Origin of the sequence: Kitasatospora sp. NPDC015120 (genome assembly GCF_043080305.1) — a bacterium.
Taxonomy (GTDB): Bacteria; Actinomycetota; Actinomycetes; order Streptomycetales; family Streptomycetaceae; genus Kitasatospora.
In genome coordinates this window covers 431,096-457,181 of record NZ_JBIBVJ010000002.1, presented here as the reverse complement: position 1 = coordinate 457,181, position 26,086 = coordinate 431,096, and the positions used below count along the sequence as shown (strand labels likewise).

Sequence of the window (26,086 nt, the reverse complement as noted above, 5' to 3'; positions counted from 1 at the left end):
TGGGGGTGGGGCGTCCTCGTGCGGGGGTGCGGGGTCCGTTCACCGGGGCGTAGGGGGCGAACTGCCCTGGGCCCGGCAAGGAGAGACGGATGGCCTGGTACCCCGGTGCGGAGAAGATGGAGCTCCAACCCGAGTCGGACGAGCAGCCGGCGATCACGCCGACGCAGGTGATCTTCCACAGTGTGGCGGCGCCGTGGACGCCGCGGCGGATGTACGAGTACTGGCGGGACTCCACCAACCTGGAGTCGCACTTCGGGGTCGGTTACGACGGCAGCGTGGGGCAGTTCATCGGGACCGAGACCCGGGCCGACGCCAACATGCGGGCCAACCGCCGGGCCGACGGCACCGGCGCGGTGAGTGTGGAGTCGGCCAGCGACGACCAGAGCACCGATCCCTGGACGGATCCCCAGGTCGACGCGCTCGTCACGCTCGGGGTGTGGCTGCACCGGCGGCACGGCATCCCGCTGCGGATCTGCCCGGAGTGGGACGCACCGGGCTTCGGCGTGCACCGGATGTTCCCCGAGTGGTCGGACGGCGGGACGGCCTGCCCGGGCAACGCCCGCGCCCGGCAGTTCCGCGAGGTGGTGATGCCCGGCATCGTCGCGGTGGCCGGCGGCGCCCCGCTGCCCCCGCCGGGCGGCGGGTCCGGTCCCGCCCGGTACCGGGTGACCATCAACGGGCTGGAGTACGGCTACGGCGCGCACGGGCCGCAGGTCGAGGAGGTGGGCCGGGCGCTCGTCCAGCAGGGCTTCGGCCGGCACTACCAGTCCGGTCCCGACCAGGACTGGCGGGACGCCGACACCCTCAACTACCAGGACTTCCAGCACAGTCTGGGGTACTCGGGAACGGACGCCGACGGAGTGCCGGGCGAGGGGTCGCTGCGCCGGCTGCTGGGCCGGCTGCCCTCGCCGCAGCGGGTCTCGCTCGCCCACGTGGTCGCGGCGGCGCGCACCGACCCGGGGGCCGAGCAGGGCCACCAGACGTACGGCGGCGAGGTGCGGATCGTCGAACAGGCCCTGGCGGACGAGGGGTTCCTGGAGCAGCGCTGGGTGGACGGCTCGCTCGGCACCCGCACCGTGCAGGCCTACGCCGCCTTCCAGCGCAGCCTCGGCTACTCGGGCGAGGACGCCAACGGCATCCCCGGCCAGCGCAGCCTCCAGGTGCTGGGGCGGCGCAGGGGGTTCGACGTGACGGACTGAGCGGGCCCTCCGGGAGCGGAGGGACGGGCGTCGGCCCCGGTGCTTGACCGTGACACCGTGTGAGGGTCTGCACTGGAGGGACCATGTTGAACATCGGGGACTTCGCCAAACACGGCCGGGTGTCGGTCCGCATGCTGCGCCACTACGACGCCATCGGGCTGCTCCGGCCGGCCCGGGTCGACCCGGTCAGCGGCTACCGCTGCTACGAGGCGGCCCAGCTGGCCCGGCTCAACCGGGTCATCGCCCTCAAGGAGCTCGGCTTCACGCTGCACCAGGTGCGGGCCGTCCTGGACGAGGAGGTGGACACGGCCGAGCTGCGCGGGATGCTGCGGCTGCGGCGGGCCGAGCTCGCCGCGGCGATGGCGGCGGACGCCGAACGGCTGGCCCGGGTCGAGGCGAGGCTCCGGACGATCGAGAGCGAGGGGACCATGTCCACCCAGGACGTCGTGGTGAAGCGGGTGCCGCCGGTGCGGGCGGCCGAGCTGACGGGGGTCGCGGCGAGCTACGAGCCGCAGGACATCGGGCCGGTGATCGGCCCGCTGTTCGAGGAGCTCTGCGGCCGGCTGGCGGCGGCCGGCCTCGCGCACACCGGGCCGTCCGTCGCCCGGTACGAGGACACCGGGGACGGGGACGGCTCGGTGCTGGTCCGGGTCGCGGTGCCGGTCTCCGCCGCGGCCGGCCCGGCCGGGGAGCGCGGCTTCGTGGTGGTCGACCTGCCGGCCGTCGAGGAGGCGGCGACCGTGGTGCACCGCGGCCCGATGGACGGCTCGCTGGGTGCGGTCCAGGCGCTGGCGCGGTTCATCGAGGAGAACGGCTACCGCTCGACGGGCTACGCCCGGGAGGTGTACCTGGCCTGCCCGCAGGAGCCGGCGGACTGGGTGACGGAACTCCAGGAGCCGGTGGCGCGGGCGTAACCGCACGGGCTGCCCGGAGCAGTGCGGGGCCCCGGCGCCGCCGGGACCCCCGCGACGCCTCGCCCGGGCCGCGCGGGGCCAGGCGTACTTGCCGGGCGGGCGGGCGGCGGGCAGAGTGCGAGAGCCGGGCGGCGTCGGTCGGACCCGCGCCCGGGCGGTGCGAGCGGAGGCGGCGATGAGTGACCTGACGGACCGGCTGGCACAGGGCCTCCCGCCCGGCGCCCTGGCGGTGGACCCGGACGTGACGGCCGCCTACCGGCACGACATGGCGGGCTTCTGCCCGGCCGGCACGCCCGCGGTGGTGGTCTTCCCGGAGACGGTCGAGCAGGTGCAGCACGTCCTGCGGACCGCCTGCGAGCTGCGCGTGCCGGTGGTCCCGCAGGGCGCCCGGACCGGACTGTCCGGCGCGGCCAACGCCGTCGACGGCTGCATCGTGCTGTCGATGGTGAGGATGAACCGGATCCTGGAGCTCGACCCGGTGAACCGGATCGCGGTGGTCGAGCCGGGCGTGGTCAACGCCGAGCTGTCCCGGGCCGCGGCCGCCGCCGGGCTCTCCTACCCGCCCGACCCGTCGAGCTGGGAGTCCTGCACGATCGGCGGCAACATCGGCACCGGCGCGGGCGGGCTGTGCTGCGTCAAGTACGGGGTGACGAGCGAGTACGTGCTCGGCCTCGACGTGGTGCTGGCCGACGGGCGGCTGCTGTCCACCGGCCGCCGGACGGCCAAGGGCGTCGCCGGCTACGACCTGACCCGGCTGCTGGTGGGCTCCGAGGGCACCCTCGGCGTGGTGGTCCGCGCGGTGGTGGCGCTGCGGCCGGCCCCCGCGCCGCAGCTGGCGCTGGCGGCGGAGTTCCCGGGCGCGGGAGCGGCGGGCGCGGCGGTCTGCGAGGTGATGGCGCGCGGCTTCACGCCCTCGCTGATGGAGCTGATGGACGCGGTGAGCGTGCGCGCGGTCAACGCGCTGGGGCGGATGGGGCTGCCGGAGTCCACCCGGGCGCTGCTGCTGGTCGCCTTCGACGGTCCGGACCGGGTGGCCGAGCTGGCCGCGGTCGGGGAGCTGTGCCGGGCGGCCGGGGCCACGGAGGTGGTGCCCGCCGAGACCCGGGCCGAGTCCGAGCTGCTGCTGGAGGCGCGCCGGCTGGCGCTGCCCGCGATGGAGCGGCTGGGCACCACGATGATCGACGACGTGGCGGTGCCGCGCTCGCGGCTGGCCGAGATGCTGGACGGCGTCGCGGCGATCGCCGAGCGGCACGCGCTGACCATCGGGGTGGTGAGCCACGCGGGCGACGGCAACACCCACCCGATCGTCGTCTTCGACGCGGCGGACGCCGAGCAGTCCGCGCGGGCACAGCGCTCCTTCGACGAGATCATGGCGCTGGGGCTGGAGCTGGGCGGCACGATCACCGGTGAGCACGGGGTGGGGCTGCTCAAGCGGGAGTGGCTGGCGCGGGAGCTCGGGCCGGTGGCGATGGACCTGCAGCGGCAGCTGAAGGCGGTCTTCGACCCGCTCGGCATCCTCAATCCCGGGAAGGCGCTCTGACCCGTCCGGGCCGGAGAGGCCGGAGAGGCCGAAGGAGGGGCGGGAGGAGGGGCGGGAGGAGGGGCGGGAGGGGCCGGAGGGGGTCGGAGAAGCCGGAGCGGCGCCCGGTGTGGCGCTCTGCTGATTTTCGGACCGTCACAGAATGAGGGGAACGCCCGGCACGGGAGGGTGACCGCACCGAAAGGGGGCGTGTTCGGCCTCGGCGCACGCCGTGGTGGTGCGCCGGGTTGTCCGGGTGATTTCTCCACGCCGCTCCGGGCGCACCGGTCCGTGACCGGTCGACCCCCTTGCGCCGCAGGTGGGAGGGGGTGCGACGGTCCCGCTCTCCGGGTCGTGGACGGTTATGCGCCGGGCCGCCGGATATCACGCTAAAGGGCGAAAAGGCCGCCGGGAGGTGGTGCTTTGTCGATTTGTTGCGGAAGTCTGTCTCCCGACGTCGCAGACCGCGGGTGTTCGTTTGGTCGGCGAACTCCCGCACATCTTGCACGATTACCGTTTCTTGGAGGCGCTTCTTGGAGGCTCTGATGGCTCGCATCCGAACCCGCGGGGCGGCCGGCCTACTGCTGGCGGCCCCGCTCGCGGCCGGCCTGCTGATCGCCGGTGCCGGCTCGGCCGCCGCCGCCGAAGACGACGGCACGCTCGTGTCGAACGCCGGCACGGGCAACGTCTTCGGGTCGGTCGACGGCAACCACCTCTCCACCCAGCAGACGGCCACCGGCGCCGGTGCCTCGAACCAGGCCGACACCCTCGGGGTGAAGGACAACGCGGGCACCGTCCAGGCCGGCCAGTTCAACAAGAACGACACCATCGTCCTCGCGCCGGTCTTCTCCTGAGCACGGCCCGGGGGCCGTCGACGGCGGGGGCGCCGTCGGAGGGCCGCCGGGGCAGGCCGGAAGACCGGAGGACCGCGAGACCGAACGGATCGCACCGCGCATCACGCAACCGGGCAGCGGAAAGGGTCACCGCGCACCGGCCCCGTGGGCGGCACCGCACGTCGGTGCCGCCCACGGGCGCGTCCGGGGCCGGAGGAGGTCCAGTCCAGGGCCCGCGCCCGGCGCCGTCACCGTACGGCGGTACGGTTGCGCTCCGACAGCGCACCCCCGCGCCCGGCCCGCCCAGCGGCGCCCGGCCCGCCGCGGGGCTGCGGCCGCGGCAACCGGAAGGAAGGGCGCGATGGCAGCGGAGGAGGAGGGCCTGACCGGCCCCGGCGAGACCAGGCCCGCACCGGGCCCCGGGCCCGGCGGGGAGCCGGCCGCGGCCGCGCCCCGGTCCGTGCCCGAGCTGATGCTCGGCCGTCCGCCGATGGCCCGCCCGTTGCCGACCTTCGACACCGGGGCGGCCCCGGCCGAGCCCGGCCCGCTCTTCGTGGACTGGCTCGCCACCGCCCTGCAGGCGGGGGTGCTGGATCCCCAGGTGTTCACCCTCTCCACGGTCGACGCCGACGGCACGCCGGACGCCCGGGTGCTGGTGCTGCGCGACGTGGACGCCGCCGGCACCGGCTGGGTGTTCTCGACCGCCGCGGACAGCCCCAAGGGCCGTCAGCTCGCCGACCACCCGGCCGCCGCGCTCACCGTCTACTGGCCGCAGCTCGGCCGCCAGGTGCGGGTGCGCGGCACCGTCGAGCGGGCCGCCGACCAGGTGGCGGCGGCCGAGTTCGCCACCCGCTCCCCGGCCGCCCGGATCGGCGCGCTGGTCGGGCGGCAGAGCGAGCCGCTGGCCTCGCCCGCCGAGTACGAGGAGGCGGTGGCGGTGGCCCGCCGCCGGCTGGAGGCCACCCCGGACGCGGTCGCCGCCGGGCACGCCGTCTACACGCTCTGGGCCAACGAGGTGGAGTTCTGGCAGGGCGACGCGGAACGCCACCACGTCCGGCTGCGCTACACCCGGACCGGTCCGGTCCGCACCCCGGAGTGGTCGCGCACCCTGCTCTGGCCGTGACCCGACGGGGGCGCGCATCACCGGGATGCGCGCCCCCGGTTCACCCCGCCGCGGTGCCTCAGCGCCGCCCGGTCAGCGTGGCCCCGACGCTCGCCGCCACCACGCAGCCGATGCCCGCCAGCTGTGCGGCGCCCAGCAGCTGGCCCAGCACCACCAGGCCGACCAGCGCGCTGACCGCCGGCTCCAGGCTGACCAGCACGCTGAACACCCGCTGCGGCATCCGCCGCAGCGCCGTCATCTCCAGCGCGTACGGGATCACCGGCAGCAGCAGCGACACCCCGGCCACCGCGAGCAGCAGCATCAGCGGCGAGGCGCCCGGCTCGGTCAGCCCGTCCCAGGCCTGGCCCAGCCCGAACGGCGCCACCGTCAGCGCGCCGACCGTCATCGACACCGCCAGCCCCTGGAAGCCCTGGAACGCCGCCCCGACCTTGTCGGTGAACAGGATGTACGCGGCGTAGCAGGCGGCCGCCCCGAAGGCGTACAGCAGGCCGACCGGGTCGAGCCCGCCGCCCTCCCCGCCCTCGCCGAGCAGGGTCAGCAGCGCCACACCGCCGGCCGCGAGCAGCGCCCAGAGCAGGTGGCTGGCGCGGCGGGCGAAGACCAGGGCCACCGCGAGCGGGCCGAGGAACTCGATGGTGGCGGCGGTGCCCATCGGCAGCCGGTCGATCGCCCCGGCGAACAGCAGGGTCATCCCGGCCGAGGCCATGCCGAGCAGGGCGGCGGCGGCCAGGTCGCGCGGCCGGCGCCCGCGCAGGTCCGGCCGGGTGACGGCGAGCAGGATGACCGCCGCGAAGCCCAGCCGCAGGAAGGTGGTGCCGCTCACCCCGAGCGGTCCGAAGAGCGGCTTGGAGAACGCGATCCCGGTCTGCACCAGGAACATCGCCGTGACACAGAGAAGCGGCGCCGGAATCCGTTCCGGGCGCCGCAGGAGGCCGGTGAACCGTCGGCCGGTGGTCCGGCCGGGGCCCGCGTCCGGTGGCAGCCCCTGCCCGGGCGCCCCGCCTCGTCGCCAGCTGCCCCGCTCGCCGGCGGGCTCGCCCTTGGGGGCGGGCGGCATGGCAAGCGCCTCGGCGACGGCGGCGGCCGGCGTCGGGGCGGAGGTTTCGCTGGGATGGGAGGTGGGCATGGGGCGAGTTTGCCGTAAGGAGCCACTGGGCAGCAAGCTCGTTACAAGAATCGGGACGGATCCGGACGGGTGCGTCCGAAAGGGTGAGTTTCCCCGGCGCGCCCGGCGCGGCGTCCGCCGTCGCCCGACAGCCCGTCAGTATCAAGGCGGAGTGCGCCATCTCCGCTCCGCAGCCCTCACCGCCGCCTCGCTCGTCCTCCTGCTGGCCGTCGGCGGCCCGCGCGCGAGCGCCGCCGCCGCCGGTCCGGCAGCCGCCGCCCCCCGCATCCGGGCGGCCGTCCTGCCCGACCGGCTCGGGCCGCCCACCGCCCGCCCGCGCGACCACTACACCGGCGCGGCCTTCGACGCCTGCACCGCGCCCCCGCTGGAGACCCTGCGGGCCTGGCGCGACGCCTCGCCCTACGGGGCGCTCGGCATCTACACCAGCGGCCGCCAGCGCGGCTGCGCCCAGCCGAGGCTCACCGCCGACTGGGTGCGGCAGGCCCGGGCGATGGGCTGGCGGTTCCTGCCCGTCCACGTCGGCCTCCAGGCGCCGTGCAGCGAGCTGAAGCGCAAGCCGGAGCGGATCGACCCGGCGCGCGCCGCCCGGCAGGGGCGCCAGGAGGCGGCCGAGGCGGTCGCCGGCCTGCGGGCGGTCGGGTTCGGCCCGGGCAGCCCGGTCTTCGTGGACATCGAGGCCTACCCGCTGCGCGACCCGGCCTGCGGGCAGGCCGTCGTCGACTTCGCCGTCGGCTGGACCCAGGCGCTGCACGCGGCCGGGTACCGCTCCGGCTTCTACTCCAGCCTCGACTCCGGCATCGCCGACCTCGCCGCGGCGGCCCGGGCCGGGAGCTCGCCGCTGCCCGACGTCCTCTGGTACGCCCGCTGGGACGACCGCGCCGACACCACCGGGGGCGGGCCGCTCACCCCGGACCTCTGGAGCCGGCACCGGCGCGTCCACCAGTACCGCGGCAACGTCGAGGAGACCTACGGCGGCGCGACGCTCACCGTCGACCGCAACCAGGTCGACGCCCCGCTGGCCCGCTGACGGCCGCCGGCCGGGCGGCGGCCCGTCACTCGCGCAGCGCGAGCCCCAGCCAGCCCCGGCCCTGGCAGTAGCGGCAGGTCTCCGGGACGTACCCGGTGCCGGTGCGCCCCGCCCGCAGGCCCAGCCGTGCCTGGGTGCGCACCCCGCCGGAACAACACGGGCACGGCATCCGGAACCCGGTCAGACCCTGCCCCACCCGCCGTTCACCGCGTCCGTCGCCCATGCGCCCAGTATCCCGGCCGCCGCCGCGGGCGTCCGGGCGCCCCCGTCCGGCCGGGGAGAACGTGGCCCGACCGTGGCCGGGCCGTGATCGGCACAACGCGGTCGGGATGCTGACATCCGGGACACGGCGCGGCAGAATCGGGCCCTACTGCCCGTATTACCGCCGAGTAGCCGACGTCCGGCCAGGCCGGGGCAGGAGCCGCAGTGCCGCCCAGGTCGAGGAGGACCCGTGTTCAGCACGATGCAGGACGTACCGCTCACCGTCGCCCGGATCCTTGAGCACGGGTCCACGATCCACGGCCGTTCGACCGTCACCACCTGGGACGGCACCGGCCCGGTGGTCCGGACGTACGCGGAGGTCGGCGCCCGTGCCGCCCAGCTCGCCTGGGCCCTGCGGGACGAGCTCGGGGTGACGGCCGACGACCGGGTCGCCACCCTGATGTGGAACAACGCCGAGCACCTGGAGGCCTACCTCGCGGTGCCCGCGATGGGCGCGGTGCTGCACACCCTCAACCTGCGGCTCCCGGCCCACCAGCTGTCCTTCATCGTCGACCACGCCGCCGACCGCGTGATCATCGTCAACGGCACCGTGCTCCCGCTGCTGGCGGCGGTCCTCCCCGAACTCGCGCCGACCCTCAAGCACATCGTGGTCAGCGGCCCCGGCGACCGGTCGGTGCTGGCCGGCTTCGCGGGCGGCGTGCACGACTACGAGGAACTGATCGCGGACCGGCCCACCGCCTACCCCTGGCAGTCCGACATCGACGAGCGCCAGGCCGCCGTGCTCTGCTACACCTCCGGCACCACCGGGGACCCGAAGGGCGTGCTCTACAGCCACCGCTCGGTGTACCTGCACTGCCTCCAGGTCAACACCGGCGACAACTTCGCCTTCACCCCGCGCGACACCGCGCTGCCGGTCGTGCCGATGTTCCACGTCAACGCCTGGGGCATCCCGCACGCCGCCTTCATGTCCGGCGCCAACCTGCTGATGCCGGACCGCTTCCTCCAGCCCCGGCCGATGGCCGAGATGATCGCCACCGTGCGGCCCACCGTCAGCGCGGCCGTGCCGACCATCTGGAGCGGCCTGCTGGACGAGCTGGACGCCGGCGACTACGACACCTCAAGCCTGCGCATGGTGGTGATCGGCGGATCGGCCTGTCCGCCGTCGCTGATGAAGGACTTCGACGAGCGCCACGGCATCCGGGTCATCCACGCCTGGGGCATGACCGAGACCTCGCCGCTCGGCTCCTTCGCCCAGCCCCCGGGCGGCCTGAGCCCCGAGGAGGAGTGGCCGTACCGGTTCACCCAGGGCATCTTCCCGGCCTCCGTCGAGGCCCGGCTGATCGGCCCCGGCGGCGAGCGGATGCCGCACGACGGGGTGTCGGCGGGCGAGCTGGAGGTGCGCGGCCCGTGGATCGCCGGGGCGTACTACGGGGGCGCGGGCCAGGATCCGCTGCGCCCGGAGGACAAGTTCTCCGAGGACGGCTGGCTGCGCACCGGCGACGTCGGCACGATCACCCCGGACGGCTACCTGACCCTCACCGACCGGGCCAAGGACGTCATCAAGTCCGGCGGCGAGTGGATCTCCTCGGTGGACCTGGAGAACCACCTGATGGCCCACCCGGAGGTCGCCGAGGCCGCCGTGGTGGCCGTCCCGGACGAGAAGTGGGGCGAGCGGCCGCTGGCCACCGTCGTGCTGCGGCCGGGTGCCACCGCCGGGCTGCCGGAGCTGCGGGCGTTCCTGGCCGGGCGGATCGCCTCCTGGCAGCTGCCGGAGCGCTGGGCGATCGTCGAGTCGGTGCCGAAGACCTCGGTCGGCAAGTTCGACAAGAAGGTGATCCGCGCCGACTACGCCGCGCAGAAGCTGGACGTCACCCGCCTCGGCAAGGAGTAGGAGCGGGACGGCGAGGGCCGGCCACCCCGGGAGAGGGCGGCCGGCCCTCGGCGCGTGCGGGGGTCAGCCGGCGGCGGCGACGCCCGCCTCGCCCATGGCGCCGATCCGCCCGAGCAGGTCGACGATCCGGGACTGCACGTCGTCGCTGGTCGAGCGCTCGGCGAGGAAGAGCACCGTCTCGCCGGTGCGCAGCCGCGGCAGTTCGCGCGGGTCGAGGTCCACCGAGGTGTAGACGACCAGCGGGGTGCGGTGCAGCCGGTCGTTGGCGCGCAGCCAGTCCAGCAGGCCGACCCGGCGGCGGCGGATCTGCAGCAGGTCCATCACCACCAGGTTGGGCTGCACGCTGCTGGCCCGGGCGACGGCGTCGTTCTCGTCCACCGCGTGCTCGACGTGCATGCCGCGCCGTTCCAGGCTGCCGATCATCGCGGCGGCGATGTCCGGGTCGCCCTCGACCAGCAGGACGCGCGGGGCGTGGTTCTCGCCGTCGCGCGGGGCGAGGGCGCGCAGCAGGACGGCCGGGTCGGCGCCGTACGCGGCGTCCCGGGTGGCCTGCCCGAGGCCGGCGGTGACCAGCACCGGGACCCGGCTGTTCAGCGCCGCCGTGCGCAGCGACTGCAGCGCGGTGCGGGTGATCGGGCCGGTCAGCGGGTCGACGAAGAGCGCGGCGGGGAAGCCGGCGACCTGCGCGTCCACCTCCTCGCGGGAGCGGACGATCACCGGGCGGTAGCCGCGCTCCTGGAGCGCCTGACGGGTCGCCGGGTCGGGCTCGGGCCAGACCAGCAGCCGGCGCGGACCGCCGTCGGGGGCCGGGGCGGGCACCGCGCCGTGCTCGCCGGTGTCGGCGCGGCCGCCCGGCAGGGCGATCGGGGTGCCGGCCTGCGGGGCACCGGGAGCCGCCGGTGCGGGGGCGCCGGACGCGGCGGGCAGCTCGGCCATCGGGCGCGGCCCCGGACGGGCGTCGGCGGCGGGCGGCAGCGGCGTCACCGGCACCACCGCGCCGGCCGGGCCGGTCGCACCGAGCGGACGCGGCGGGGCCAGCTCGCCCAGCCCGCTGCCGACCGGCTGCGGGCCGCCCTCGCGCTGCTCGCCGCCGGGGGTGGCGGGGGCGGCGGGGGAGCCGCCCGGAGCGGGCGGCGCCGGGGCGGCCGCGGGCAGCGCGGGCAGCGCCGAGCCGCCCGCCGCCCCGCCCTCGGGCGCGGACGGGCCGCCGGCCTCGCCGCCCGGGCCGGGCGGGACGGCCAGCCGGCGCCGCCGGCCGGTCGGCGTGGGCGCGGCGGGCTCGGGCGGAGCGGGCGCCGGACCGGCCGGCAGGGCGTGCTCCAGCCCCGGGTAGACGGGGGTCTCGGGGACGCCGGGCAGGGCGAACCCGCCGGAGGAGTCCTCGGTACCGGGCAGCGCGCGGCGGCGCCGCGACGGCCGGTGCTCGGGGTCGCCGCCGTCCTGGCCGGCCGGTCCGTCCGGGGCGGAGTCGCCGCTGCCGGGGCCGAGGGCGATCGGACCGCGCGCGCCGCCGGACCGGGGCTCGCCGGTGCCGCCGCTCTCGCCGGGGCGCTCGTCCGGGCGCCCGCCGTCGACCGGCACGGCGTAGGCGGTGCCGGAGCGGCCGTCGTCCTTGCCCCAGGGGTCGTTCTGCGGGCCGCTCGGGCCGCCCAGGCCCTGGCGTCCGTACGCGGGGTCGTTGCCGGTGCCGTTCCACTGCTCGGGGACGGCCCGTTCGATCCGGGCGGGGGCGTTGGGCCACTGGTCGGCGGGGACGTCCGGGGCGGTGCCGCCCGCGGGGGCGGGCGCCGCGGTGTCGCGGCCCGGCTGCTCGGGGGCGGCGGGCGGCAGCTCGACGGCCGGCCGGCCACGGCGTCCGCGCCGCTGCTCGGTGGCCGGTGCCTCGCCCGGCGCACCGCCGGCCGCCGACGGGCCGGCCGGGGCCTCGGCGCCGCGGGCGTCGGCGGAAGCCTCGGGCGCGCCCTCCGGGGAGTCCTCCGCCGGACCGCCGGCGGGTCCGCCCGGTGCGGAGCCCTCGGCGGGGGCCGGCTCCCCGTCCCCGGCGGCGCTCGGCAGCTGCGGGATGCCCGGCAGGTCCGGCAGGACGGCGCTGTCGCTCTCCTTCGGCCGGTCCGACCGGCCCTCGGCGGCGGCGCGCTCGGCGGCGGCCTTGGCGGCGGCCGGGTCCAGCGGCAGTTCGACGACGTAGGTGGTGCCGGCCCGGCCCGGCAGCTCGTGCGGCTGGAGCACCCCGCCGTGGCGCTCGACCACCGCCCGGGCTATCGGCAGGTGGACGGGGCTGCCGCCGCGTCCGGGGCCGCGGATCTCCACCCGGGCGACCTCGCCGCGCTGGGCGGCGGCGAGCACCACGGCCGGCACGTCGCCGCCGGCCGGCGGCAGGGCGGGCGTGCCGGGGGCGGCGAGCCCGGGGGAGGGCAGTTCGGGGGCGGCGTCGTCCAGCGCGAGGCCGATGCCGCTGACGTCGGCGACCAGGTGGGCCAGCGCCTGGGCGAGCCGCTGCTCGTCGGCGATCACCTCGACGGCGGCGGCGTGCACGGAGAACCGCACCCGGCCGGCGCCGACCAGCTCGCCCGCCTGCTCGACGGCCCGGCGGACCACCGTGTCCAGCGCGACGGGCACCCGCTCGGCGGCCTTCCGCCCGCTCCTGCCGTCCGTGCCCTTGCCGTCCGCACCCTTGCCGTCGGTGCCGGCCCCGGCGCTCTCGCCGGCCTCGCACCGCTGGTGGGCCAGCACGCCCTCGATCAGCTTGCCGTACCGGCGGCACTCGTCGGCCAACCGGCGCAGCGTCCAGTTGGCCTCCGGCCAGAGCTGCCCGGCCGGGTCGGCGGCGAGCGCGTCGATCCGCCGGTGGAGCGCGGTCAGCGCGCCGCCCAGCTCGCTCTCCAGGACGGCGGTGAGGTGCTCGTTGCGGGCGACCAGCGCCAGCTCGCGGCTGCGGTCGGTGAAGGTCATCACGGCGCCGACCAGCTGGTCGCCGTCCCGGACCGGGGCGGTGGTGAGGTCGACGGTGACCGGACGGCCGTCCTTGCGCCACAGCACGGTGCCGCGCACCCGGTGCTTGCGCCCGGAGGTCAGGGTGTCCAGCAGCGCGGACTCCTCCAGCGCCAGCGGGGTGCCGTCGGCCCGGGAGTGCTGGATCAGCGGGTGGAGCTCCCGGCCGCCCAGTTCGCTGGCCCGGTACTCCAGGATGTGTGCGGCGGCCGGGTTGACCAGCACGCAGCGGCCTTCGAGGTCGACGCCGAGGACGCCCTCGGCGGCGGCCCGCAGGATCATCTCGGTCTGCTTGTGCTGGCGTCGCAGCTCCGCCTCGACGCCGAGCCGGCCGGTCAGGTCGCGGACCAGCAGCAGGAGCAGGTCGGAGGAGCGGGAGCCCTCGCGGTAGGGGTCGTAGGGCGCGGGGGGCGCGTAGCCGGAGCCGGTGGCGGACCCGTCGTCGTCGAAGTCGTTGCCGGAGACCTCGACCGGGAAGGTGGTGCCGTCGGTGCGCCGGGCGGTCATCCGCACCGGGCGGTCGAGCGCGTCGTCCTCACGGGCGGCGGGCCGCATCGAGCCGGGGATCCGACTGGGGTCGAACTCCGGGAGCAGGTCGAGGACGCCCATGCCGACCAGCGAGGTGCCGGGTGCCTGCAGCGCCTGGACGGCCGCGTTGTTGGCATCGACGACCGTGCCGTTGCTGTTCACCAGCAGCAGCGCGTCGGGCAGGGCGTCGAGTATGGCGGCGAGGCGAGCAGCGCCTCGGATCGGCCTGCTGCTCACGTCGACAGGTCTCCTCGGCTCAGGGCAGCTCTCTCCGGAGAGGGCAGTATCTCATTCTTCTTTGCGGCGGGGACGACCCGCCTAGTAACGTGGTCGGCGGTTGGTGCCGGGCCCCCGGGTTGTGGCATCATCACAGGCACAGGGAACGAGTCCGCGCACGCGGGCTTGCTCCGTGTGGAGGAGGCTTCGCCTAGTCCGGTCTATGGCGCCGCACTGCTAATGCGGTTTCGGGGTTATTCCTGATCGAGGGTTCAAATCCCTCAGCCTCCGCCAGCCGGGAGCCCCGCCGACGATCTCGTCGGCGGGGCTCTTCGCATGTCGGGGGAGGTCCGGGGAGGTCCCGGCGGAGGCCGGGGGAGGGCCCGGGCGGTGGCCGGCCGCGGGGCGTCCGGGGTGCCCGGATCAATCGATTTCGCCCCGCGCCGCAGGTCATGTAATGTTGTCCCCGCACCGCCCCGGTGGAAACGTTCACCAGGGCGAGCGCTCATAGCTCAACGGATAGAGCACTTGACTACGGATCAAGAGGTTGCAGGTTCGAATCCTGCTGAGCGCACCAAACCCCGCAAGACCGGGTCCGCCCGGCACTTGCGCTCATAGCTCAACGGATAGAGCACTTGACTACGGATCAAGAGGTTGCAGGTTCGAATCCTGCTGAGCGCACCATCGAGGAACCCCCGGCCATCGGCCGGGGGTTCCTGCGTTTCCGGGACCACCGGCCGGGCCCGGCCATGGGGGAGCGGGTCCGGAGCGGGGAGAGCCCACCGGTGAACGGCCGGATACCGGATACCGGACGCCGGTGCGTGGCCGGGGCGCGGCCGGGGCGCCGGGATTCCTCGCGATACCCCGCGATACCCCGCCTAATGGATGAAATGCAGTCCTTTCGGGTACATCCCGTCCTGCCGGTCGGAGGGCCGCCAATCGGGTGTCATGCGGCCAGGAGTGCAAGTGTCGCGGTATGACCGGCCCAGGATCGTGATTCCGTTTTGTCTGATCTTGTGTTCTGCCTGCCCGGCCGTCCAGGCCGCCCGGCAGCCGATGCGAAGGAGAGCCGGATGAGCCGACAGTTCCCGGCTGCGGCCCGGACCGCCGCCGTCCTGGCGGCCGGGCTGCTGATCGGCTGGAACCCGCCGCCCGCGGCCGCCCGGCAGGGTCCCGGGGCGGCCGTCATCGGCGGTTCCGGGGAGTCGGCCGGCCGTTCCGGAAGCGATCGTTCCGCCGTTCTGCCCTCGGACGCCCTGCGGTCCGGGGGCATTGCGGCGGCTTTCCGGAGTGCCGGGGAAAGCCCGCGGCCGGACGGTTCCGGGCGGGCCGCCGGAACGCTCCGGGCGGAATTCCCCGGGGCGCCGCGCAATCCCCGGCTGGAGACCGCCGGAATCGCCGCCGTCGCCGTTTCCGCGCCCGCCGCCGGGAATGACCCGGCCGCCGCCCCGGCCGAAGGCGCCGGCAGCGCACCGAAGGGCTACGGCACCGCCACCCACCGGCTCTCCGACCTCCGTCTGGGCGGTGATGCCGCCGCCGGTGCCCCGGACGGCGGCCCGGTCCTCGGCTATCCCGAGGAGGCGGTGGCCGGCCACGACTACCGGCTCACCGTGCCGGTCGCGGTCGGCGGCGCGCCCGCCACCGTGGCCGGCTGGATCGACTTCGACCGCAACGGCCGCTTCGACCCGGCCGAGCGGGTGCAGGCCGAGGTCGCCGCCGGCGCGCGCAGCACCACTCTGGAGTGGACCGTCCCCGGCGCGGCCTCCTCCGGCGAGACCTGGGCCCGGCTGCGGATCGGGCGTGACCCCGCCCAGGTGGTGCCGGCCGAGGGCCACGCCGACTCCGGGCAGGTCCTGGACCGGCGGATCCGGCTGACCGTCGGGGGTGCCCGCCCGGAGATCTCCCGGCCCGCCGACGGCGCCACCCTCGCCGAGACCCGCCCCGTGATCTCCGGCGGCCGGGCGACGGCCGGCGCCGCCGTCGAGGTCCGCGAGGGCGACACCGTGCTCTGCCGCTCCCGGGCCGACCGGGGCGGCGCGTGGTCCTGCCGCCCGGACGCGGCGCTGGCCGAGGGCCCGCACACCCTCACCCCCGTGCCGACGGCCGACGGCGGGGCGGCGCGCGCAGGTGAACCGGTGCGGATCACCGTGCGGACCGCGGCGCCGGGCACACCCGTGCTGACCTTGCCCGCCTTCACCAACGACCCCGGCGTCCGGCTGACCGGTACCGGCGAGCCGGGCGGCATCGTCGTCGTCACCGACCTGCCGTCCGACGGGCAGCGGACCGATCTGTGCAGCACGTCCGTCCGGGCCGACGGCAGCTGGTCCTGCCTGCCGGTGGAGAACCTGGGGGAGGGGCGGCACCAGATCACCCCGGCCGCCGCCGACCTCGCGGGGAACCGGACCGCCGGACAGCCGGCCGAGCTGGTGGTCGACACCGCGCCGCCGGACCGCCCGGTGCTGACCGCGCCGGCCGCCGGGGAGACCGTCCGGGCCGCCCGGCCCCGGCTGGCGGGCAGGGCCGAGCCCGGTGCGCGGGTGCTCGTCACGGCGGGGCCGCGCGGTGGCCGGGAGAGCGAGCGGATCGTCGCCTGCGGCACCACGGCGGCCGTCGACGGCAGCTGGACGTGCACCGCCAACCGGGATCTGGCGGGCGGGGAGCAGTGGCTGGTCGTCACGGTGACCGACCGGGCGGGGAACGGGACGGCGGCGGAGCCGGTGGCGGTCCGGGTCGAGGTGCCGCTGGGCGCGGTGGCTCCGGCTCCGGCTCCGGTGCCGACGCCGGTCCCCGTGCCCTCCGGGCCCCCCGCCGCGACGCCGTCGCCGTCGGTCACGCCCCCCGGGGCGGCGACGCCCACGGCCACGCCCACGCCCACGGCCACGCGGGTGCCGACGGTGGCCGCCACGGCGGCCTCGGCGGCCTCGGCGGCGGCCCCGGCGGCCGTCTCCCCAGTGGCGCCGAAGCCCTCGTCCCCCGCCCCGGTTCACCCGGCCCCGTCCGCTGCCGCGCCGACTGCACCCGTCCCGACTGCACCCGTCCCGTCCGTTCCCGTCCCGTCCGTCCCGGTGGCGCCGTCCCCGTCCGTTCCCGTGCCCGGGCCCGCCGTGCTGCCGGTCCCCGCCCCGGCCGGGCTGCTGCCGGTCGCCGTGCCCAAGGCCGCCCCGGCGGTGACCGGGCCGCCGACGGCGCGCCCGACCCCGACCCCGACCCCGCCCCCGACCCCGACCCCGCCCCTGACCCCGACCCCGCCCCTGACCCCGGCTCCGCCCCTGACCCCGGCTCCGCCCCTGACCCCGGCTCCGCCCCCGACCGCGGCCCGGAGCGCGTCTCCCTCGGCCTCGACGCCCCCGAGTCCGGGCCCGCGCCCCACCCCGGCCCCGGCCGCCGCTTCCTCCGTCACCCCGGCCCCCGTCACCCCGCCCTCGGCCGGCCCGGCCGCCGCCCCCGACCGCGCCCAGGCCGACCGGGCGCCGGCCGCGCCGCCGCCGGGCGGCCCGCGCCAGGCGGCCCGCACCGCGGCCGCCGCAGTCCCCGCAGCCGCCCCAGGCGCCGCCGCGGCCGTCCGGTCCGCCGGCCCGGCCGACGCGGAGGAGCCGTCCTCGCCGGCGGCCGCCGGCCGGCACCGGTCGGACGGCTGGCGCGGCGTGCTCGCCGGGGTCCTGCTCCTGCTCACCGGCGCCGGACTGGTCACCCGTCGGGTGGTCACCCGGGGATCCGGCCCCCGGCGGCGCTGAACCGCCCCACCTGTCCGCTCATGTGCCTGCGCGTCAGGCAGGGCTTCGGATGATTCGTCAGTAAATGTCGACACGCACTGGTTCAAATGTCGCATTTGATGACGTATGAACTTAGCCTGGGCTCTGGCACTGCCCGTCAGATCCGGGCCGCCCGTTGCGCGACACACTGAACCTGAGGATCCGTGCATGGACGTCACCCGCGATTCTTCGCAGCGACCCGACCACCTGCCCAAGGCGTTTCCCCCGGCACTGCCGGAACGTTCCGCCACGGGCTCCAGCCCGCTGGCCGGAGCGGCGAGGACGCCCGGGCCCGCCCGGCCGGCCGGCAGCGGCCCGGCCACGACCCCCATCGCGGTGGTCCCGGGACCCGCCGTCGGCACGCCCGCCGACCTGCGTGATCCGCTGGAGACGACCGACCCGCCGGCGCCGGTGACCGCGATGCTCCCGGTGACGGAGGAACCCGAGAGCGCCCCGGTCGGGGCGGCCGCCGCCGCCACCTCGCGCCGGCCCCCGCGCGCCGACCAGGCGCTGCGCGAGCGGCCCGCCGCCTCCCTGCCCGGCTGGGTCGCCCTGCTCGGGCTGCTGCTCGGCACCGCCGCCGTCCTGCTGGTGCTGGTGCGCGACGGCGTCGTCCCGTACTGGGACGCGCTGCCCGACCTGCGCACCGACGCCGCCCGGGCCAGCGGCCAGGCCGAGGTGACCGCCCGTTCGGTGGCCGCGGTGGCCGTCGCCGGGCTGCTCGTCGTCGTCTCGCTCGCTGGCCTGCTGGCCAACGCCGGCGGCGAGACCCGGGTGCTCACCCGCTGGGGCCGCTACCGGGGCACCGTGCGCCGCACCGGCCTGGTCTGGGTCAATCCGCTGCTGCGCCGCCGCCGGGCGGACGTCCGGCTGCGGCACTGGCGCAGCGAGCCGGTCAAGGTGGTCGACCGCACCGGGACGCCGATCGTCGTCCGGCTGCTGATCGTCTGGCGGGTCAAGGACACCGCCCGCGCCATGCTGGCGATCGAGGACCACGAGAGCTACCTGCGCGAGCAGGTCCAGGCGGTGCTCACCCGGACCGCCTCCACACTGCCGTGCGACAGCAACGCGGCGCCCGGGCCCGCGCTGCGCGACGGCCAGTGGTTCGCCGACGAGCTGACCCGGGCGCTGGCCGCCGAGGTCGCGCCGGCCGGTCTGGAGGTCTACTCGGCGCAGCCGCTGGCCCTGGACTACGCGCCGGAGGTGGCCGAGTCGATGCGCCGCCGCCGGCTGGCCGACCTGGACGCGGGCCTGCGCACGGTGCTGGTGGACGACGCGGTGGAGGCGGCGGCGCTCGCCGTGCGCCGGCTGGAGCGCGCGACCGCGCACGAGCTGGACGAGGCCGCCCGCAGCGCGCTGATGGAGCAGTTGCTGGTCGCCTTCGTCGCCCCGGCCGGAGTGGCCGCCTCGGTACCGCCCCCGGCCAACCGGGCCGGGCGGAAGGAAGGACGACCGGCATGAGGATAGCCACCGGCACGCACGCCGCCGCGGCGGGCGCGGACGCGGACGACGCGGCGCTGATCGGTTTCGAGGAGAGCCTCGGCAGCATCCCGGCGATCACCGGGTGTGCCTGCCCGAACTGTGCGGCCCGGCCGCGCACCGCCCGCGTCGCGGCGGAGCCGTCCGGTGGGGGCCGAATACACCGGGCGGTGCGAAGTACCTGCCTGGCCACCACCGTGCTGGCCGGCGCCGGGGTGGTCGGACTGACCGCCGGCGCCGGGGCCGCGCACGCCGCGCCGGGCAAGCAGGGCTGGGACGGCTCCAAGTACTGGTTCAAGAACGCCCGGGGCGAGTGGCGCTACACCAGCCACTACAGCGTCTACACCAAGGCGGTGGGCGGCGGCTCCGGCTCCTCCTCCGGGCAGTCGGTCTCCAACGGCCCGGCCTCCGACGGGATGGCGCAGGGCTGGGACGGCTCGAAGTACTGGTTCAAGAACAGCGCCGGCGAGTGGCGGTACACCAGCCACTACGACGTCTACCTGAGCCGCACCGGCCAGTCCGGTGGCGGGGCGTCCTCCTCGTCCTCGGCCGGCTCCGCCCGGCCCGCCGCGGACCCGGCACCGTCCGCCGGCCGGCTGGAGTCGGCGATCGAGTACGCGCTCGCCCAGCAGGGCAAGCCGTACGTGTGGGGCGGCAACGGCCCCTCCGGCTACGACTGCTCGGGGCTGGTGCAGCAGGCCTACCGGCGGGCGGGCATCGACCTGCCGCGGGTGGCCGACGACCAGTACGCGGCGACCACCTCGATCACCGCGGGGCAGCTGCGCCGCGGCGACCTGCTGTTCTGGTCGGACAGCGGCCGGGCCTCGGGCATCCACCACGTGGGGATCTACCTGGGCGGCAACACCTTCGTCGAGGCCCCGCGGCCGGGCAAGACGGTCCGGGTCTCCACGATCAGCAGCGGCTTCTACCCGACGCACTTCGGCCGGCCCTAGCCGATGGACGCGCGAGGGGCGTGCCGTCCGGGCTGCGGACGGCACGCCCCTTCCGTGCGGCCGGCGGTCAGGCGGAGGCTGCGTCCAGCAGGGCGGTCTGCGCCGGGGTGAGCTCCAGTGCGGCGGCGGCCAGCAGCGGCGGGAGCTGGGCGACGGTGCGGGCGCTGGCGATCGGGGCGACGACCGTCGGCCGGGCGGCGAGCCAGGCCAGGGCGACGGTGGCGGGCTCGACGCCGTGCTCGGCGGCCACGGTGTCGAGCGCCTCCAGCACCTTGGGGCCGCGCGGGTCGTCCAGGTAGCGGCCGGCCCCCTCGGCGCGGGCGCTGGCCACCTCGGCGCCCAGGCGGTACTTGCCGGTGAGGAAGCCGGAGGCCAGCGCGTAGTACGGCACGGTGGCGAGGCCGTGTTCGGCGACCACGTCGGCCAGCGGGCCCTCGAAGGTGCCGCGGGAGACCAGGTTGTAGTGCGGCTGGACGGCGGTGTACGCCGTCAGGCCCTCGCGGCCGGCGAAGGCGAGCGCCTCGGCGAGCCGGTCGGCGCCGATGTTGGAGGCGGCGACGGCGCGCACCTTGCCCTCGCGCACCAGCGCGTCCAGGGCGGTGACGAACTCCTCCACCGGAGTGTCGTCGTCCTGGTGGGTGTAGTAGAGGTCGATGTGGTCGACGCCGAGGCGGCGCAGCGAACCCTCGGCGGAGGCCTTGATGGTGGCCGCGCCCAGCCCGCGGGCCTCGGGGTGCAGGCCGACCTTGGTGGCGACGACGACGGAGTCGCGGTTGCCGCGGCTGCGCAGCCACTTCCCGATGATGGTCTCGGACTCGCCGCCGGTGTTGCCCGGGACCCAGCAGGAGTAGACGTCGGCGGTGTCGACGAAGTTGCCGCCGGCGGCGGCGTAGGCGTCGAGGACGGCGAAGGACTCGGCCTCGTCGGCGGTCCAGCCGAAGACGTTGCCGCCGAGGGAGAGCGGGAACACCGAGAGCTCGGAGTCGCCGAGCTGCACGTAACGGGGGGCGTCGCTGGGGGATTCGGTCATGGTCCGAGTCAACCCGATGGGCCGGGCCGGCATTCCGGGAACGAGGCGGACTTCACATGCCCGTCGCACATCCGTAGGGCGGAGACCGGGTGTCGGGGCGGTCCGCGGATTCGTTAGAGTCCCTGCCATGGCTGACAACGAGTACGACCCCGCCGGCAGCACCCAGATGTTCCGGGCCTTCGTCGAGGAGACCCCGGCACCGCAGGCGCCGGGCTCCGTCAACACCTACGGCAACAGCGGCGGTGGCAGCCGCACGGGCGTGATCGCGCTGATCGCCGTCGTCGCGCTCGCCGTGCTGGGCGCCGTCGTCTGGCTGGCCGTCAAGTAGTCCGGTCGGTGGAAGGCCTGGCGGTCCGGCAGCCGTCGGGGGCCGGGCCCTGCCTCCTCAGCAGGGCTTCCGCCAGGCGTCCAGTTCGAGTTTCTTCTGCATCGAGCTGAAGCCCAGGGCTTTGGTGCGGGTGCAGAACTTCTCGGTGCCCAGCTTGTACTCGACGTGGAACACCGCCTTGCCCGCCTGGATGAAGGGGGAGAGGCGGCCGCACTCGTCGTACTGCGCGCACTCCTCGTTCACGGCGAAGTCGAAGTCGTCCAGCAGTGCCGGGACCTGCTCCAGGTCGTTCTTCAGGCCGATCGCCAGACCGCGTTCGTGGGCGAGTGCGGCGAGCATGCGGTTGTAGCGGAGCTGGTCGTCCGCGGTCAGCGGGAAGCCGCTGTTCTGGTTGTAGGCCTCGATGGTGTCGGGTTCGACGGCGTCGAAGCCCTTCTGCTTGCACATGTCGAAGCGAGCCGCCATCAGCGGTTTCAGCTGGTCGATCCGGCGGATGTCGAACCACTTCTCGCCCTTCCAGCCGTTGCCCGAGCCCTGGAGGGCCTGGGCGAAGGCGGCGGAGTCGGGGCGGAAGTCCTCCCAGGAACCGGCGTTGACGTAGCAGATCACCTTGCGGCCCTTGGCGTGCAGGGCGGCGACCACGGAGGCGTCGGTCTCGAAGCCGTCGATGTCGTAGACGGGGACGTCGACGGACTGGTCGACGCCGCCGCCGAGTTGCCACTGCCAGGCGAGGCCGGGGGCGGGCTGCCAGCGGGCGCCGGCGGTGCTGGCCGTACCGGGGGTGCCCGGAGTGCCGGGCGTACCGGGGGCGTTGGGCGTTCCCGGGGTGACCGGGGTGACCGGGGCGGCGGGGATCGAGGGGGTGCCGGGCGCGGTCGACGGGCGGCCGGGCGCGGTCGGCGAGCCCGGGGCCGTGGGCGAGCCCGGGGCGTCCGGGGTGACCGGCGTACCCGGGGTGCCGGGGGTGTCAGGGGTACCGGGGGTGGCCGGCGCACCCGGGACGGGGGCGGCGGTGGCCGCCGGGGGCGGGGCCGGGGTGGCGTCGGCCGAGGTGTCGTCCTCGTCCTCCGAGCCGGAGCTGCTGCACGCCGTCGCCAGCAGTGCGGTGGCGGTGGCCAGGGCGAGGGCGGCCCACACGGGCCGGGTACGGCGGGTCATGGGGCACGGACTCCGGATCGGATCGGACGGCGGCGCGGACGGGTGCGCGGACGGGTGCGCGGACGGGCGTTCGGACGGTGGATCAGAGGGGTTCGGCCAACGGAAGGTTGCCGGTCAGCCGGTGCGGCAGGGTGCTCCAGGGGTTCTCCCCGGCGCCCGGCACCGCGCAGCCGACCCCGGCCCGCCGGGCGGCGATCAACGCGGCCGCCTCTCCGGCCCGTTCGGCGGGAACGTCGTAGACCAGGTGGCAGAACCGGGCGGCGGCGTGCCGTCCGGTCCACAGCGGCAGGGCCAGCGCCTGGTAGGCCGCCCAGTCGCCCTCGAAGGTGACCAGCAGATCGGCCAGGCCGACCTCGGCGTACCCGGGGTCCGGGTGGTCGCCGTGGCCGAACACCACGGTGGCGCAGCCGGCGGCCCGGGCCGCGGTGGCCAGGCGCCGGTAGTGCGGCAGGGCGCCGGGTGCGGCCGACACCTGGTCGAGGTAGACGCCGGAGATGCCGTGGCGCTGACGGTAGGTCAGGATGTCGTTGACCACGGCGGCGTGCGGCCGCCGTCCGTAGTCGGTGTCGGCGTAGCCGAGCAGCGGAAGGCCGGCCGTGCGGAGCTGCTCGGCGGCCTCGGCGAAGACGTGGTCGGGCTCGCCCGGCCCGTCGGCGAGGTTGAGCACCACGGCGGCGATGAGCCCCGGGTCGGCGGCGGCGACCGCCTGCCAGGCCGCCGGGTCCACCGCGGGGTGGACGTAGAGCGGCACCAGCAGGCGGCCGTCGGGGTGCGGGCCCCCGGTCATGCGGTGACCAGCGGTGCGGTGGAGGCCCAGAGGTCGCGCAGCGTCTCCTCGAACCCGGTCTGCGGGCGCCAGCCGAGTGCCCGGGCGGCGGCCGACACGTCGGCCTGCTGCCAGGAGACGGCCGCGGAGCGCTCGGAGCCGGCGCCGCTCTCGTCGATCCGGCCGGTGAAGGCGGCCGCCGCGACCAGGCCGTCGGCGATCGCCCGCACCGGCCTGGCCTGCCCGGAGGCGAGGTTGAGCACCCGGGGCAGCGGGCCCCGCGCGGTGACGGCGAGCGCCACCGCGCGGGCGACGTCCCGGGCGTCGACGAAGTCGCGGTGGGCCGAGAGGTCCCCGACCCGCACCACCGCGTCGGCGCCCCCGGGCGCGGCCCGGCGCAGCTCGGCGGCGAGCCGGCCGGGCAGCGAGCCGGCCGGGGCGCCGGGGCCGACCGGGTTGAACACCCGCAGCACCACGGCGTCCAGCGGCGAGCCGGCCACCGCGAGGGAGCCGGCCAGCTTGGTGGCGCCGTAGACGCCGACCGGGCGGGCGTCGGCGTCCTCGGCGAGCGAACTGCCGGGGGCGCAGACGCCGTACTCGCCGGCCGAGCCGATGTGCACCAGCCGGGCCGTCGGGGCGCCGCGGCCGAGCGCCTCGCAGAGCACGGCCGGGCCGCGGGCGTTGACCTCGGCGAGGGTGACGGCGCTGCCCGAGACGGCGCCGGCGAGATTGACCACCGCGTCCGGGGCGAGCGCGGCCAGCTCCTCGCCGAGCGGGCCCGCCTGGGCGGTGGCCAGGTCGAGCCGCAGGTCGTGGTCGGGCCGCCGCCCGGCGGTCAGCACGGTGGCACCGGGCAGGGCCCGCAGGGCGGTCGCGGCGTGCCGGCCGAGGAAGCCGTCGGCGCCGAGCAGGAGGATCCTCACGCGGCCCGCCCGTCGTTCCCCGGACCGGCCGGGACGGCGGCCGCGGCAGCCGTCGGCTGCCCGTCGGCGGCCTCGGGGGCGGTGCGGGCCGCGGGGATCGGCAGCCCCTGGCCGGTCGGCACGGCGTACAGGCCCTCGCCGGGGGTGGCGGGCGCGGGGCCGGCCGGCTCGTCAGGGAGCAGCAGCGAGCGGTTGAGCCCGAACTCGGCGTTGGCCCGGTCGTAGTCGTCCGGGCGGCCGATGTCCAGCCAGTAGCCGTCGAACTCGTAGGCGGCCGGCGGCGTCCCGGCGGCCAGCAGGTCGAGCACCAGCTCGTCGAAGCCCAGCGGCAGGCCCGGGGTGTAGCGGGCGAGCGCGGCGCGGGAGACGCCGTAGACGCCCATCGAGACGCGGTAGTCGATGCTCGGCTTCTCCTGGAAGCCGGTGATGGACCCGGCCTCGGTGGTCAGCACGCCGAAGTCGATCTTCACCTGGCGGGCGTAGGTCGCGATGGTGAGCGGGGCGCGGGATGCCTCGTGGTGCTGGAGCACCCCGGCGAAGTCCAGGTCGGTGAGGACGTCGCCGTTCATCACCAGGAAGTTCTCCGGCAGCCGGTCCTGCAAGGTGAGCAGCGGGCCGAGGGTGCCGAGCGGGCTGTCCTCGACCGCGTAGCCGACCCGCAGCCCCCACTGGGAGCCGTTGCCGACGTAGGCGCGGATGATGTGGCCGAGGTGGCCGATGGCCAGGGTGACGGTCTGGAAGCCCGCGGCGGCGAGCTGGCGCATCACGATCTCCAGGATCGCGTGCTGGTCGCCGATCGGGACGAGAGGCTTGGGAAGCGCGGTGGTGTACGGGCGCAGGCGTACGCCCTTGCCGCCGGCCAGAATCACTGCGTGCATGGTGGTTCCCCCACGGAAGTCGTTCGACACGGGGCCTTCGGGTGCCGGGAGCGGACGGAAGGCGGAGTCGGATCAGACGTTGTAGATGTCGGTCTTGTAGCGGGCCAGGTTGGCCGGGTCGCGGAAGAACGCGATGGTCTGCTCCAGGCCCTCCTCCAGCGAGTGCGCCGGGGCCCAGCCGGTGGCGGTGCGCAGCCGGGTGGCGTCCGCGACCAGGCGCATGACCTCGGAGTTGGCCGGGCGGATGCGCTGCTCGTCCTCCCGGACGGTGACGTCGACGCCCATCAGCTTGCCGACCAGGGTGACCAGGTCGCCGACCGAGATCTCGCCGCCGGTGCCGGCGTTGAAGGTCCGGCCGACCACGGTCTGCGCGGGGGCGGTGCCGACCGTGCGGAAGGCCAGCGCGGTGTCCTTGACGAACATGAAGTCGCGGGTCGGGCGCAGGTCGCCGAGGGTGATCGTGGTCTCGCCGGCGGCGAGCTGGGCGATCACGGTGGGGATGACGGCGCGCATCGACTGGCGCGGGCCGTAGGTGTTGAACGGGCGCAGGGTGACGACCGGGGTCCCGAAGCTGGCGTGGTAGCTGTCGGCCAGCCGGTCCCCGCCGGCCTTGGAGGCGGCGTACGGGGACTGGGTGTTGATCGGGTGGTCCTCGGTGATCGGCACGGTCTGCGCGGTGCCGTAGGTCTCGCTGGTCGAGGTGTGCACCAGGCGGGGGATCTCCAGGTGGCGCACGGCCTCCAGGACGTTCAGGGTGCCGGTGACGTTGGTGTCCACGTAGGAGTGCGGGGCCCGGTAGGAGTACGGGATCGCGATCAGGGCGGCGAGGTGGTAGACCGCCTCGGTGCCCTTGACCAGTCCGTTGACCGAGCCGGGGTCGCGGACGTCGCCGAGGACGATCTCGACGGAGTCCAGCACCTCCTTCGGGAGGGTCTCCAGCCAGCCGAACGACGAGAACGAGTTGTACTGGACCATCGCGCGGACCTGGTGGCCGTCGGCCACCAGGGTCTCGACGAGGTGGGAGCCGATGAAGCCCTCGGCTCCGGTGACGGCGACGCTGCTCATGGTGAATCGCTTCCTGTGTCTTCTGGGACTCGGTGTACGGGCCCGGCCGGGTGGTACGACGCTGTGGTGCCGGCCGGGCCGGTACGGGTGGTGCGGTTCCGTCGGTACTGGCTCCGTGCCGCGCTGTTCAGCGGTGCAGCCGTTCGGCTGCAGCTGGTCGGCGGC

Annotated in this window: 19 protein-coding genes, 3 tRNA genes and 1 pseudogene; 14 read left to right on the top strand and 9 right to left on the bottom strand. The window is 76.1% G+C overall.

All coding sequences use genetic code 11. The features are described from left to right. The first annotated feature begins 89 nt into the window (after positions 1–89). The 5 genes from ACF1AK_RS06830 (at position 90) to ACF1AK_RS06810 (ending at position 5,588) form a co-directional block, all read left to right on the top strand. Entirely contained in the window at positions 90–1,199 is a 1,110-nt protein-coding gene (locus ACF1AK_RS06830; RefSeq protein WP_391497684.1) for a peptidoglycan-binding protein, read from the top strand. An 83-nt stretch (positions 1,200–1,282) separates the two neighbouring features. Beyond that, entirely contained in the window at positions 1,283–2,113 is an 831-nt protein-coding gene (locus ACF1AK_RS06825; RefSeq protein WP_391497683.1) for a MerR family transcriptional regulator, read from the top strand. 175 nt (positions 2,114–2,288) lie between these two features. Beyond that, positions 2,289–3,653 carry an FAD-binding oxidoreductase gene (locus ACF1AK_RS06820; protein ID WP_391497682.1) on the top strand — a complete coding sequence of 455 codons (1,365 nt, stop codon included), beginning with the start codon at positions 2,289–2,291 and terminating at the stop codon, positions 3,651–3,653. 524 nt (positions 3,654–4,177) lie between these two features. Continuing rightward, a complete protein-coding gene (locus ACF1AK_RS06815) occupies positions 4,178–4,486 on the top strand; it encodes a hypothetical protein (RefSeq protein ID WP_391497681.1) in 309 nt (102 codons plus the stop codon). Between the two features lie 340 nt (positions 4,487–4,826). Next, positions 4,827–5,588 carry a pyridoxal 5'-phosphate synthase gene (locus ACF1AK_RS06810; protein ID WP_391497680.1) on the top strand — a complete coding sequence of 254 codons (762 nt, stop codon included), beginning with the start codon at positions 4,827–4,829 and terminating at the stop codon, positions 5,586–5,588. A 58-nt stretch (positions 5,589–5,646) separates the two neighbouring features. Here ACF1AK_RS06810 and ACF1AK_RS06805 read toward each other — a convergent pair whose 3' ends face one another. Beyond that, the gene (locus ACF1AK_RS06805) at positions 5,647–6,714 is read right to left on the bottom strand and encodes a DMT family transporter (RefSeq protein WP_391497679.1); all 1,068 of its coding nucleotides are present in this window, start codon (positions 6,712–6,714) and stop codon (positions 5,647–5,649) included. Between the two features lie 151 nt (positions 6,715–6,865). Here ACF1AK_RS06805 and ACF1AK_RS06800 point away from each other — a divergent pair, with 151 nt between their 5' ends. Continuing rightward, a complete protein-coding gene (locus ACF1AK_RS06800) occupies positions 6,866–7,741 on the top strand; it encodes a DUF1906 domain-containing protein (protein ID WP_391497678.1) in 876 nt (291 codons plus the stop codon). Between the two features lie 25 nt (positions 7,742–7,766). Here the strand turns inward: ACF1AK_RS06800 and ACF1AK_RS06795 are convergent, their stop codons facing one another. Continuing rightward, positions 7,767–7,964, bottom strand: coding sequence for a hypothetical protein (locus ACF1AK_RS06795; protein ID WP_391497677.1), 198 nt, complete (start codon positions 7,962–7,964; stop codon positions 7,767–7,769). A 228-nt stretch (positions 7,965–8,192) separates the two neighbouring features. Between ACF1AK_RS06795 and ACF1AK_RS06790 the strand changes: the two genes are divergently transcribed. Continuing rightward, on the top strand, positions 8,193–9,854 hold the full coding sequence (locus tag ACF1AK_RS06790; RefSeq protein WP_391497676.1) for a long-chain fatty acid--CoA ligase: 1,662 nt from the start codon (positions 8,193–8,195) through the stop codon (positions 9,852–9,854). 63 nt (positions 9,855–9,917) lie between these two features. On the opposite strand, the gene ACF1AK_RS06785 is transcribed toward ACF1AK_RS06790, so the two are convergent. Further along, entirely contained in the window at positions 9,918–13,610 is a 3,693-nt protein-coding gene (locus ACF1AK_RS06785) for a PAS domain-containing protein (protein ID WP_391497675.1), read from the bottom strand. Between the two features lie 179 nt (positions 13,611–13,789). Between ACF1AK_RS06785 and ACF1AK_RS06780 the strand changes: the two genes are divergently transcribed. From ACF1AK_RS06780 to ACF1AK_RS06755, 6 genes are all read left to right on the top strand, one after another. Further along, a tRNA-Ser gene (locus ACF1AK_RS06780) sits at positions 13,790–13,883 on the top strand. A gap of 207 nt (positions 13,884–14,090) precedes the next feature. Next, a tRNA-Arg gene (locus tag ACF1AK_RS06775) sits at positions 14,091–14,166 on the top strand. Positions 14,167–14,197: 31 nt separating this feature from the next. Beyond that, positions 14,198–14,273: transfer RNA gene (locus ACF1AK_RS06770), tRNA-Arg, on the top strand. A gap of 389 nt (positions 14,274–14,662) precedes the next feature. Continuing rightward, positions 14,663–17,323, top strand: a complete 2,661-nt coding sequence (locus ACF1AK_RS06765; RefSeq protein WP_391497674.1) for an Ig-like domain-containing protein — start codon at positions 14,663–14,665, stop codon at positions 17,321–17,323. A 186-nt stretch (positions 17,324–17,509) separates the two neighbouring features. Next, entirely contained in the window at positions 17,510–18,802 is a 1,293-nt protein-coding gene (locus tag ACF1AK_RS06760; protein WP_391497673.1) for an SPFH domain-containing protein, read from the top strand. Beyond that, entirely contained in the window at positions 18,799–19,773 is a 975-nt protein-coding gene (locus ACF1AK_RS06755) for a C40 family peptidase (RefSeq protein ID WP_391497672.1), read from the top strand. Before ACF1AK_RS06760 ends, ACF1AK_RS06755 begins: the two co-directional genes overlap by 4 nt. Positions 19,774–19,840: 67 nt before the next feature. On the opposite strand, the gene ACF1AK_RS06750 is transcribed toward ACF1AK_RS06755, so the two are convergent. Next, complete coding sequence (locus ACF1AK_RS06750) at positions 19,841–20,803, bottom strand: aldo/keto reductase (protein ID WP_391497671.1); 963 nt, start codon at positions 20,801–20,803, stop codon at positions 19,841–19,843. 127 nt (positions 20,804–20,930) lie between these two features. Between ACF1AK_RS06750 and ACF1AK_RS06745 the strand changes: the two genes are divergently transcribed. Then, the gene (locus ACF1AK_RS06745; RefSeq protein ID WP_380297020.1) at positions 20,931–21,131 is read left to right on the top strand and encodes a hypothetical protein; all 201 of its coding nucleotides are present in this window, start codon (positions 20,931–20,933) and stop codon (positions 21,129–21,131) included. Between the two features lie 57 nt (positions 21,132–21,188). Here the strand turns inward: ACF1AK_RS06745 and ACF1AK_RS06740 are convergent, their stop codons facing one another. The 5 genes and pseudogenes from ACF1AK_RS06740 to ACF1AK_RS06720 form a co-directional block, all read right to left on the bottom strand. After that, positions 21,189–22,289, bottom strand: coding sequence for an endo alpha-1,4 polygalactosaminidase (locus ACF1AK_RS06740; RefSeq protein ID WP_391497670.1), 1,101 nt, complete (start codon positions 22,287–22,289; stop codon positions 21,189–21,191). Positions 22,290–22,371: 82 nt separating this feature from the next. Beyond that, entirely contained in the window at positions 22,372–23,076 is a 705-nt protein-coding gene (locus tag ACF1AK_RS06735) for a spherulation-specific family 4 protein (protein ID WP_391497669.1), read from the bottom strand. Next, a complete protein-coding gene (locus ACF1AK_RS06730) occupies positions 23,073–23,978 on the bottom strand; it encodes an NAD-dependent epimerase/dehydratase family protein (RefSeq protein WP_391497668.1) in 906 nt (301 codons plus the stop codon). The genes ACF1AK_RS06735 and ACF1AK_RS06730 overlap by 4 nt, the downstream gene beginning before the upstream one ends. Before the next feature lie 176 nt (positions 23,979–24,154). Next, positions 24,155–24,856, bottom strand: a pseudogene (locus ACF1AK_RS06725) (NDP-sugar synthase); the annotation flags it as partial. Between the two features lie 72 nt (positions 24,857–24,928). After that, a complete protein-coding gene (locus ACF1AK_RS06720; protein WP_391497667.1) occupies positions 24,929–25,921 on the bottom strand; it encodes an SDR family NAD(P)-dependent oxidoreductase in 993 nt (330 codons plus the stop codon). Between the last annotated feature and the right edge of the window lie 165 nt (positions 25,922–26,086).

Excerpts from the sequence above, each read along its gene's own strand:
- ACF1AK_RS06795 (WP_391497677.1), bottom strand. The coding sequence starts at position 7,964 with ATGGGCGACGGACGCGGTGAACGGCGGGTGGGGCAGGGTCTGACCGGG.
- ACF1AK_RS06720 (WP_391497667.1), bottom strand. The coding sequence starts at position 25,921 with ATGAGCAGCGTCGCCGTCACCGGAGCCGAGGGCTTCATCGGCTCCCAC.
- ACF1AK_RS06810 (WP_391497680.1), top strand. The coding sequence starts at position 4,827 with ATGGCAGCGGAGGAGGAGGGCCTGACCGGCCCCGGCGAGACCAGGCCC.
- ACF1AK_RS06805 (WP_391497679.1), bottom strand. The coding sequence starts at position 6,714 with ATGCCCACCTCCCATCCCAGCGAAACCTCCGCCCCGACGCCGGCCGCC.
- ACF1AK_RS06830 (WP_391497684.1), top strand. The coding sequence starts at position 90 with ATGGCCTGGTACCCCGGTGCGGAGAAGATGGAGCTCCAACCCGAGTCG.
- ACF1AK_RS06820 (WP_391497682.1), top strand. The coding sequence starts at position 2,289 with ATGAGTGACCTGACGGACCGGCTGGCACAGGGCCTCCCGCCCGGCGCC.
- ACF1AK_RS06740 (WP_391497670.1), bottom strand. The coding sequence starts at position 22,289 with ATGACCCGCCGTACCCGGCCCGTGTGGGCCGCCCTCGCCCTGGCCACC.
- ACF1AK_RS06750 (WP_391497671.1), bottom strand. The coding sequence starts at position 20,803 with ATGACCGAATCCCCCAGCGACGCCCCCCGTTACGTGCAGCTCGGCGAC.
- ACF1AK_RS06815 (WP_391497681.1), top strand. The coding sequence starts at position 4,178 with ATGGCTCGCATCCGAACCCGCGGGGCGGCCGGCCTACTGCTGGCGGCC.
- ACF1AK_RS06755 (WP_391497672.1), top strand. The coding sequence starts at position 18,799 with ATGAGGATAGCCACCGGCACGCACGCCGCCGCGGCGGGCGCGGACGCG.
- ACF1AK_RS06735 (WP_391497669.1), bottom strand. The coding sequence starts at position 23,076 with ATGACCGGGGGCCCGCACCCCGACGGCCGCCTGCTGGTGCCGCTCTAC.
- ACF1AK_RS06760 (WP_391497673.1), top strand. The coding sequence starts at position 17,510 with ATGGACGTCACCCGCGATTCTTCGCAGCGACCCGACCACCTGCCCAAG.
- ACF1AK_RS06745 (WP_380297020.1), top strand. The coding sequence starts at position 20,931 with ATGGCTGACAACGAGTACGACCCCGCCGGCAGCACCCAGATGTTCCGG.
- ACF1AK_RS06765 (WP_391497674.1), top strand. The coding sequence starts at position 14,663 with ATGAGCCGACAGTTCCCGGCTGCGGCCCGGACCGCCGCCGTCCTGGCG.
- ACF1AK_RS06825 (WP_391497683.1), top strand. The coding sequence starts at position 1,283 with ATGTTGAACATCGGGGACTTCGCCAAACACGGCCGGGTGTCGGTCCGC.